Origin of the sequence: Phenylobacterium sp. (genome assembly GCF_028290885.1) — a bacterium.
Lineage (GTDB): Bacteria > Pseudomonadota > Alphaproteobacteria > Caulobacterales > Caulobacteraceae > Phenylobacterium.
Genome location: NZ_JAQGIZ010000094.1, coordinates 1 through 9,059, shown reverse-complemented (window position 1 = coordinate 9,059; position 9,059 = coordinate 1). Strand labels below are relative to the sequence as shown.

Sequence of the window (9,059 nt, the reverse complement as noted above, 5' to 3'; positions counted from 1 at the left end):
GTGGCTGTCCTTTCAGCGAAATCAAGAGTTAGACCACTGCAAGGCTTGTCACAACGGCGGCCGGGCATTTGTACGTCTGATCGCGGAAGAGGCACATGGCTTACCAGGACCACATCATCGAGATGAGCCAGCTCATCCAAAGCAAGAACGGCACGTGGGACGGCATCGACGCGGAATCGGTGGCCCGCATGCGGCTCCAGAACCGCTTCAAGACCGGCCTGGAGATCGCCCGCTACACGGCCGACATCATGCGCCGGGACATGGCCGCCTACGACGCGGACCCGGCCAACTACACCCAGTCGCTGGGCTGCTGGCACGGCTTCATCGGCCAGCAGAAGATGATCTCCATCAAGAAGCACTTCGGCACCACTGACCGTAAGTACCTCTACCTGTCCGGCTGGATGGTGGCGGCGCTGCGCTCCGAGTTCGGCCCGCTGCCGGACCAGTCGATGCACGAGAAGACCTCGGTGCCGGCGCTGATCGAAGAGCTCTACACCTTCCTGCGCCAGGCCGACGCCCGCGAGCTCGGCATGCTGTTCCGCGACCTCGACGCCGCCCGCGCGGCCGGCGACGCCAAGAAGGAAGAGGCGCTGCAGGACGCCATCGACAACTTCCAGACCCACGTCGTGCCGATCATCGCCGACATCGACGCCGGCTTCGGCAATGCCGAGGCCACCTACCTGCTGGCGAAGAAGATGATCGAGGCGGGGGCCTGCGCCCTGCAGATCGAGAACCAGGTCTCCGACGAGAAGCAGTGCGGGCACCAGGACGGCAAGGTCACCGTCCCGCACGAGGACTTCCTCGCCAAGGTGCGCGCCTGCCGCTACGCCTTCCTGGAGCTGGGCGTCGACAACGGCGTCATCGTCACCCGCACGGATTCGCTGGGCGCGGGCCTGACCAAACAGATCGCCGTCAGCCACCAGCCGGGCGACATCGGCGACCAGTACAACAGCTTCCTCGACTGCGAGGAGATCTCGCCGGCCGACATGAAGAACGGCGACGTGGTGCTCAACCGCGGCGGCAAGCTGCTGCGGCCCAAGCGCCTGCCCTCGAACCTGTTCCAGTTCCGCGCCGGGACGGGTGAGGACCGCTGCGTGCTCGACTCGATCACTTCCCTTCAGAACGGCGCCGACCTGCTCTGGATCGAGACCGAGAAGCCGCACATCGAGCAGATCGCCGGCATGATGGACCGCATCCGCGAGGTCGTGCCGACCGCCAAGCTCGCCTACAACAACTCGCCGTCGTTCAACTGGACGCTGAACTTCCGCCAGCAGGTCTACGACGCCTGGAAGGCAGCCGGGAAGGATGTCTCCGCCTACGACCGCGAGAAGCTGATGAGCGTCGACTACGACGCCACCGCGCTGGCCATTGAGGCCGACGAGAAGATCCGCACCTTCCAGGCGGACGCCGCCAAGCGGGCAGGCATCTTCCACCACCTGATCACGCTGCCGACCTACCACACGGCGGCGCTCTCCACGGACAACCTGGCGAAGGAGTACTTCGGATCGCAGGGGATGCTGGGCTACGTGCTCAACGTCCAGCGGCAGGAAATCCGTCAGGGCATCGCCTGCGTGCGGCACCAGAACATGTCGGGCTCCGACATCGGCGACGACCACAAGGAGTACTTCGCCGGCGAAGCGGCTCTGAAGGCCGGCGGCGTGCACAACACGATGAACCAGTTCGCTTAAGCGGGCGCCGGTTCGTCACACGAGACCTTGGCTCCCGCCACCTGGCGGGGGCCTTTCTTTTTTCCGGTCGCCCTGCATCTTGCCGATCCAGGTCGCCACGCCCTGCCCCGAGAGCCCGGTCAAGCCCATGGACATCAACAGCAACCTTTCCGTCGACGACATCCTGCACGCCTTCGTGGAAGGCGAGCTGTTGCCGGGGACGGGCATTGCGCCCGTGGCGTTCTGGACGGCCCTCGAGGCGATCCTGGCCGACTTCACACCTCGAAACCTTGACCTGCTGGCGCGCCGCGACGAGCTGCAGACGCAGATCGACGCCTGGTGGCGCGAGCGTCGCGGCCGCCCCCTCGACGTAGCCGAGGAGACCGCGTTCCTCCGCCAGATCGGCTATCTGCTCCCCGAGCCGCCGGCGTTCCAGATCGCCACCCGGAACGTCGATCCCGAGATCGCCAAACTGGCCGGGCCGCAGCTGGTGGTGCCGGTCTCGAACGGCCGCTTTGCACTGAACGCCGCCAACGCGCGATGGGGCAGCCTCTATGACGCCCTCTACGGGACCGACGCCCTGGAGTCCCCGACCGGCGGCAAGGGCTACGACCCTGCGCGCGGCGCCAAGGTGGTGGCCTACGCGCGGGCGTTCCTGGACCAAGTGGCGCCGCTCGCGACTGGGTCGCACGCCGATGCCGAGGGCTATGTAATCGGCCGCGGCGGACTGATCGTTCGGCTGCGCGGCGGCCAGGAGAGCGCGCTCGCGAACCCGGACCAGCTCGTCGGCCGGCGCGGCGAGGCCGGAGAGCCACAGGCCGTGCTCCTGGCCCACAACAGCCTGCACCTGGAGATCCAGATCGACCGGGAGCACCCGATCGGCAAGGACGATGCCGCGGGCGTCGCCGACGTGCTGGTGGAGGCCGCGCTGACCACGATCCAGGACTGCGAGGATTCGGTCGCCGCCGTGGACGCCGAGGACAAGACCGGCGTCTACCGCAATTGGCTGGGCCTGATGCGCGGGGATCTGTCGGCGAGCTTCGCCAAGGGCGGGGCCATGGAAACGCGGCGCCTGGCGGAGGACCGCCACTACACGACGATGGCCGGCAGTGACCTGACCCTGCCCGGCCGCAGCCTGATGCTTGTGCGCAACGTCGGCCACCACATGACGACCGATGCGGTGCGCTATCAGGGCGAGCCGGTCTTCGAGACGGTCCTCGACGCCCTGATCACCGTGACCGCCGCGCTGCACGACCTGAAGGGGCCGCGCCGCAACAGCCCCGCGGGCTCCGTCTATGTGGTGAAGCCGAAGATGCACGGGCCCGACGAGGTCGCGCTCGCCGTGCGCCTGTTCGACCTGGTCGAGGACGAGCTCGGCCTGCCGCGCAACACCGTCAAGCTGGGCGTCATGGACGAGGAGCGCCGCACCAGCGCCAACCTCGCCGCCTGCATCCATGCCGCGCACGAACGGATCGTCTTCATCAACACCGGCTTCCTCGACCGCACGGGCGATGAGATCCACACCGCGATGGAAGCGGGCCCGGTGGTGCGCAAGGACGCCATCAAGGCCGAGCCCTGGCTGCCGGCCTATGAGAAGCGAAACGTCGAGATCGGGCTGGCCACGGGCTTTCCGGGCCGCGCCCAGATCGGCAAAGGCATGTGGGCCGCGCCCGACATGATGCAGGCGATGCTGGCGGCCAAGATCGGCCATCCGAGGGCCGGCGCGAACACGGCCTGGGTGCCTTCGCCCACCGCCGCGGTGCTGCACGCCCTGCACTACCATGAGGTCGACGTCCCGGCGCTGCAGGCGGCCATGGCCGCGGCCGGCGAGCGGACCGGAACCGATGAGCTTCTCACCCCGCCGCTGGCGCGCTCCAACTGGAACGCCGCCGACGTGCAGGAGGAACTGGACAACAACGCCCAGGGGATCCTCGGTTATGTCGTCCGCTGGATCGACCAGGGGGTCGGCTGCTCCAAGGTCCCCGACATCCACGATGTGGGGCTGATGGAGGACCGCGCGACGCTGCGCATCTCAAGCCAGCACATCGCCAACTGGCTTTGCCACGGGGTCTGCACCGAGGCCCAGGTCCGCGAAACCCTGCAGCGCATGGCCAAGGTGGTGGACGTCCAGAACGCCGTAGATCCGGCCTATCACCCAATGAGCCCGGACCCGGCGGCGAGCGTCGCTTTCCAGGCGGCGCTGGACCTGGTGTTCCAAGGCCGCGAACAGCCGAACGGCTACACCGAACACATCCTCCACCGCCGCCGGCGGGAGCGGAAGGCGCAGGGGTCTGCCCCGACCTGATGCGCCAACTTGTTGGACCGAGCTACTTCCTCGTCCAGCCACCGCCCGCCGGTCGGTAGTAGTCGCCAGGGCGCAGCTTGGCCTTGACCACGCTTTCGAAGGCTGCCGCGCCGGCTGCAGCCGGGGTGACACCGTTCTTGGCCGCCGCCTGGCTGTACAGTTCGGCGCGCCCGGCGTTGATCTCGGCGACCGCGGACTTGATGGCCGGATCGGCCGCGGCGGTCACGAAGCCCAGGAAGCCGTCGGCCTGCTCGCCGACGATGCCCGCGGCCTTTGCGGAGTCCACAGTCGCCTTGGTCTGAGCGGACTGGGCGACAGCCGCGACGGGCGCGGAAAGGGCCGCAGCGAGGCCGAGCGCAAGGATGATTTTCGTCTGCATGGTCATGTCCCTCAGAAGAGGTTCGGGTTCTTCTGGATCAAGGCTTTGACGTCCTGATCCAGGCTCAGGCGGACGTTGGCATCCAACTTGGCGTAGATGGTGATCGGGTCGACCTTCACGTGCACCGTGGGCGCGCAGGCGGCAAGGCCGAGCCAGGCTAGGCCCGCCACAGCGGCGATCGATCGGCACGGCGCAGTCATCGAGGCGTCTCCACAGGCTTGATCTCCGTCGTAGCGGCGGGGGGCTGAACCGAGTGTGAACTGCGCAGCCGCTGGTAGTCGGCGTAGTCCGCCAGCAGATCGTCCAGATTGAGTGTCGTATCCAACGTCAGGTCGACGCCGGTGTCAGACGGGAGCGGCAGGGGCCGGTTCAGGAATTTTCGCCCGAGCAAGTCGAAGACTGAGAGCCTGATGTCCTGGCGCTGCGGCGGGTCGTGGCGGCCGACGATGTGGGCCAGGATGCCGAGACGCTTGTCGTCGCGGCTGGCGATCGAGGCCTCCAGCTTGTCGAAGGCGAGGTTTTCCATCGCCTGGTAGGCAAAGTCGGTGAAGGTGTCGTTGGCCGCGACGGGGGCGGGCGGCCCGGCGGGCGCGCTGACCGAGCCGGTGGCTGCGACACCGGTCAGCGCCTGGCGATTGATGGAGAGGCGCCCGGCCTGGATGGCGTGCAGCTCCGCGCCCGCGACGCGGAGCTTGCCGGCCTGGCTCTCGAACGGCACGCGGCCGCTGACCTTCGCATCGAGCTCCGCGCGGTCGCCAAAAGGCGAAGCCTCGACCAGGTCGTGGAGTTGGACCCCGTCAAGCACCAAAACGCCGACCATCGGCGCACCGGGGTCCAGCGGAACCTTGAGGCTCTCCAACCACACCCGCCCGCCGCCGACGGCCGCCGCGCCGCCGCTTATTGTCAGCGCCTTCTCGTCGAGGCCGAAGGTCCCGGTGAGGCCTGTGACCGGCACGATGGCGTCGACGCGCTCGACGCTCAGCGTCTGGCCAGGGGCGGCGACAAGGGGCGCCAGGCTGGTAAAGGCGATGACGCCCTTCAGGCCGTTCACCTTGCCGGCGGCGCTTGCAAAATTGAAGTCGGAGACAGACAGCGTCCCGGCGCTGGTCACGCCCTGCGGCGTCCAGTCCACGTGGCCGACGAACTCCGCCCGGCCGACCGCGGGCGAGCCAAGCGCCTGCGCCAGCGGCGAGAGCTCGTTTGGTTGCAGGCCGCCGGGGACGAAGACCAATGGACCGGTGTCGAGAGTCAGGCCGCCCTGGGCCGTTCGTGTGTCGTGCCGCAACAGCACGTCCATCACCGGCTTGCCGGCCGGGGTGCTGGCCCGGAAGTTCGCCGCCCAGTGGGCGTCCGCGAGCTTGGCGGTTCCGGCAAGTTGCAGAGCGTTGAACCGGGTCTGCGGGGCCTCATCCAGCACCTTCGCCTCACCGAGCGCGGCCGTGACGCTCAACCGCCCGGCGGTCTGTTCGGCGACCACGCTGCCCGCCCCGCCCGCGATCCGCGCCTGCAGGAACGGCGCATCGGCCGCAAGGCCGCCGACCTCGGCGCGCAGCCGCCAACGGCCAGGGGCCAGGGTGAACATCGGTCCGCCCCAGGGGCATAGCCGTCCAGTGAGACGCTCCACATCGTTCGAGCCGAAGGCCACCTTGCGCGCCGACACCGATGCGCAGCGGTCGGCCGCAAAGCTCGCGGTCCCGTCCGCTATCCGCAAGGCCCCGGCGACCTCCACCGCCCCGCCCTCCACGGCCCCCACCGAACCCGTGGCTTTGGCCCTACCCTGCGCGATGACCAGGCCCTTCGCGATCTGCAGATGGCGGATGTCGGCATCGACGGTCGGCAGGCGGCCGCCCTGGATATCGAAGCGCAGCGCGCCGCCGCCAGGGCCCAGAACGGGCGCCCCGGCCCGGCCGCTGACCTTCAAGGTTCCGCCCCGGTCGGAGCGCAGCCGGAGGGGCTGCGGCAGCGCAAGCCGCAATGCTCCACCCTTCAGCTCGACCGCCATGGCCGGCGCCGCGACCTGGAAGCCCTGCGCGGCGCGCTTCATGGCGACAAGTTCAGGCGCGTCAGCCGGCGTGACCGGTCCCAGGCCCGCCCAGCTGCCATGGCCGTCGAGACTGACCGTCATCGCCGTCTGCACGCCATCGCGGCCATAGCTCACCGGGCCCCGCCCCTCGACCAAGAACTGCGACAAGTGAAGCTGGCCGGCCACGCCATCCTGTAGCAACGCCGTCACCTGCGGCGTCGCCGAGACCGCGTCGCCCCCTTTGCGAGTCCAGCGCAGGTCGCCGGCCTTGACGGCCGCGCGGAGCGGACCGAGCCGCGTCCCACCGGCGGCAGCCGCCGAGCTGCTCAGATCGGCCACCGCCGCGCCGCTGAAGCTGAAGTCCTCGATCCAGCCGCTGCCCTGCCCCTGGAAGGTCACCTCGACCTGAGGCGCGGCGAACCGACCGCCGTCCAGGGCCAGCCCCTGTCCCGCCAGGTTGGCGTGCAACGTCACGGCGCCGTCGAAGTGCTTGCGCTTCAGATCCGGATAGGGCGCGTCGCCCTTGACCTGCAGACGCGTCGCCGTCGCGGTCATGCCGCCGGCCCGCAGGCTTTCGATCGGCGCGTCCAGCGTCAGCGCCATCCGATCGCCGGTGGTGCGCAGGCTCGCCGCGCCGGCGCCGACGGCGACGTCGAACGCCCCGTCCTTCAACCGCGCCGGATCGGAACGCGCGGCGAGCGCGATCAGCCGACCGTCCTTCACCGTCGCATCGACGGTCAGACGCACCGGACCATAGTCCGTCGCCAGCAGCAGGATCCCGCGGTCGATCTGGATGCGGGGCTGCGCCGTATCCGGCTGCGGCGGCCTCTTGCGGAGCTCCTCGATGAGCTGGTTGAGCGACCCCAGGCTCAAACGCCCGTCGTGCAGCCGCGCCCGCAGCGTCGGCCCGCGCAGGGTGACGGACCGCACTTCGAAGTTCAGGCCCCGCAGGCCGTAGGTCACCGCCACGTCTCCGGCGACGAAGTCCGGCGTCTTGGGATCTCCGGCGCGGACGCCGCCGCTGAGCCGGTCGAAGCGAAGACCTTCGACATTCACCTCGGAAGAGACGCCATGGTCGAGCAGCCAGCCGATCAGGGCTTCGCGCGCGATGCCCTTGCGCGCCGCATAGAGCGCCAGCGGCACAAGCAATACCGCCACGCCGACGACGGACGCGGCCCTGCGGATGCTTCGGCGCGACGGCTTGGAGGGCTCGCTCACGGATGCTCAATCGGCTTCACGACGGACAGGACATAGACCAATCCGCGCAAAACCATGGCGTGGCGGTGTTTTAGAGCCCGCCCAGCGTCGCGTAGGCCACGCCGCCGTCCACCGCGATGGTGTCGCCGACCACGTAGTCGCCGGCTCGGCTCGCCAGGTAGATGGCCGCGCACGCCATGTCCTCGTCGCGGCCGATGCGGCGCGAGGGGATGCGCTTGGCGACCTCGTCGCCGTGGTCGCGGGCCACGCGGTTCATCTCCGAGGCAAAGGCGCCAGGCGCGATGGCGGTGACGGCGATGTTGTCGGCGATCAGGCGGGCGGCCATGCGGCGGGTCAGGTAGATCAGCCCGGCCTTGGAGGCGTGGTAGCTGTAGGTGTCCTGCGGGTTGAGCCGGATGCCGTCGATGGAGGCGATATTGATCACCTTCGCCGGCCGCTCGGCGGTCCCGGCCTTCGCCAGCGCGCCATGCAACGCCTGGGTCAGGAAGAACGGCGACTTGAGGTTCAGGTTCATCACCTTGTCCCAACCGCTTTCAGGAAACTCTTCGAACTCCGCGCCCCAGGCGGCGCCGGCGTTGTTCACCAGGATGTCGAGCTGGTCCTCATGGGTCAGGTATTGGGCGACGAGCTCTTTCACGCCCTCCACCGTCGAGACGTCCTGCGGCAGGGCGATGCAGTTGGGGCCGAGCTCCTCGGCGGTCTCGATGCAGGCCGGCGCCTTGCGCGAGGAGATGTAGACCTTGGCGCAGCCGGCTTCGAGGAAGCCCCGGGCGATCATCTTGCCGATGCCGCGCGAGCCGCCGGTGACCAGCGCCGTGCGGCCCTTCAGTGAGAACATATCGAGCATCATCGGAAGGCCTCCCCTTGGTTGTCGTGGCGGCTTCGGCGACCGCCCCAATCCCCTCGCACATTTGACTTGGAAGGGTCCAGCGCGGCCTGTAACAAGCGTTTGAATTTCGGGGCCGCCAACCCATTTGAAAGAGCGGCCCGCCAGCCATAGGGACCTCCGCCCATGACCGAGATCAATTCGGTGACCACGCTCACCCAGGACGGCGACATCGCGGTCATCACGCTGAACTCGCCGCCGGTGAACGCGCTGTCGGCCAAGGTCCGCGAAGGGCTGTTCGAGGGCTTCAAGGCGGCCATCGCCGCTCCGGCCAAGGCCATCGTGCTGATCTGCGAGGGCCGCACCTTCATCGCCGGCGCCGACATCAGCGAGTTCGGCGGCGCCATGGCCGGCCCGAGCCTGTTCGACGTGCAGGACATGATGGAAGGCTCGCCCAAGCCGGTGGTCGCCGCGATCCACGGCACGGCGCTGGGCGGCGGGCTGGAGGTCGCGCTCTGCGCCCATTACCGCGTCGCCGTCCCGTCAGCGCGCCTCGGCCTGCCGGAAGTGGCCCTGGGCCTGCTGCCCGGCGCCGGCGGCACCCAGCGGCTGCCGCGCATCGTCGGCGTCGAAAAGGCGCT

General features: G+C 69.0%; 7 protein-coding genes. 3 read left to right on the top strand and 4 right to left on the bottom strand.

The annotated features are described in order from the left end of the window. Window positions 1-95: 95 nt before the first annotated feature. Together JWP28_RS07015 and JWP28_RS07010 are read left to right on the top strand one after the other, a co-directional pair. Window positions 96-1,688, top strand: a complete 1,593-nt coding sequence (locus tag JWP28_RS07015) for an isocitrate lyase (RefSeq protein WP_299541484.1) — start codon at window positions 96-98, stop codon at window positions 1,686-1,688. 127 nt (window positions 1,689-1,815) lie between these two features. Continuing rightward, entirely contained in the window at window positions 1,816-3,972 is a 2,157-nt protein-coding gene (locus JWP28_RS07010) for a malate synthase G (RefSeq protein ID WP_299541486.1), read from the top strand. 22 nt (window positions 3,973-3,994) lie between these two features. On the opposite strand, the gene JWP28_RS07005 is transcribed toward JWP28_RS07010, so the two are convergent. The 4 genes from JWP28_RS07005 to JWP28_RS06990 form a co-directional block, all read right to left on the bottom strand. Next, the gene (locus tag JWP28_RS07005) at window positions 3,995-4,357 is read right to left on the bottom strand and encodes a YdbL family protein (RefSeq protein ID WP_299541482.1); all 363 of its coding nucleotides are present in this window, start codon (window positions 4,355-4,357) and stop codon (window positions 3,995-3,997) included. A gap of 5 nt (window positions 4,358-4,362) precedes the next feature. Next, the gene (locus tag JWP28_RS07000; RefSeq protein ID WP_299541480.1) at window positions 4,363-4,551 is read right to left on the bottom strand and encodes a YnbE family lipoprotein; all 189 of its coding nucleotides are present in this window, start codon (window positions 4,549-4,551) and stop codon (window positions 4,363-4,365) included. Beyond that, complete coding sequence (locus JWP28_RS06995; RefSeq protein ID WP_299541478.1) at window positions 4,548-7,592, bottom strand: YdbH domain-containing protein; 3,045 nt, start codon at window positions 7,590-7,592, stop codon at window positions 4,548-4,550. Before JWP28_RS06995 ends, JWP28_RS07000 begins: the two co-directional genes overlap by 4 nt. 70 nt (window positions 7,593-7,662) lie before the next feature. Then, a complete protein-coding gene (locus tag JWP28_RS06990) occupies window positions 7,663-8,442 on the bottom strand; it encodes an SDR family oxidoreductase (RefSeq protein WP_299541476.1) in 780 nt (259 codons plus the stop codon). Window positions 8,443-8,604: 162 nt separating this feature from the next. On the opposite strand from JWP28_RS06990, the gene JWP28_RS06985 reads away from it, so the two are divergent. After that, the coding region (locus JWP28_RS06985) for an enoyl-CoA hydratase-related protein (protein ID WP_299541474.1) at window positions 8,605-9,059 on the top strand (455 nt) is incomplete at its 3' end.

What these genes read in the sequence shown, in the direction of transcription:
- JWP28_RS07000 (WP_299541480.1), bottom strand. Translation starts at nt 4,551, where the DNA reads ATGACTGCGCCGTGCCGATCGATCGCCGCTGTGGCGGGCCTAGCCTGG.
- JWP28_RS07015 (WP_299541484.1), top strand. Translation starts at nt 96, where the DNA reads ATGGCTTACCAGGACCACATCATCGAGATGAGCCAGCTCATCCAAAGC.
- JWP28_RS06990 (WP_299541476.1), bottom strand. Translation starts at nt 8,442, where the DNA reads ATGATGCTCGATATGTTCTCACTGAAGGGCCGCACGGCGCTGGTCACC.
- JWP28_RS07005 (WP_299541482.1), bottom strand. Translation starts at nt 4,357, where the DNA reads ATGACCATGCAGACGAAAATCATCCTTGCGCTCGGCCTCGCTGCGGCC.
- JWP28_RS07010 (WP_299541486.1), top strand. Translation starts at nt 1,816, where the DNA reads ATGGACATCAACAGCAACCTTTCCGTCGACGACATCCTGCACGCCTTC.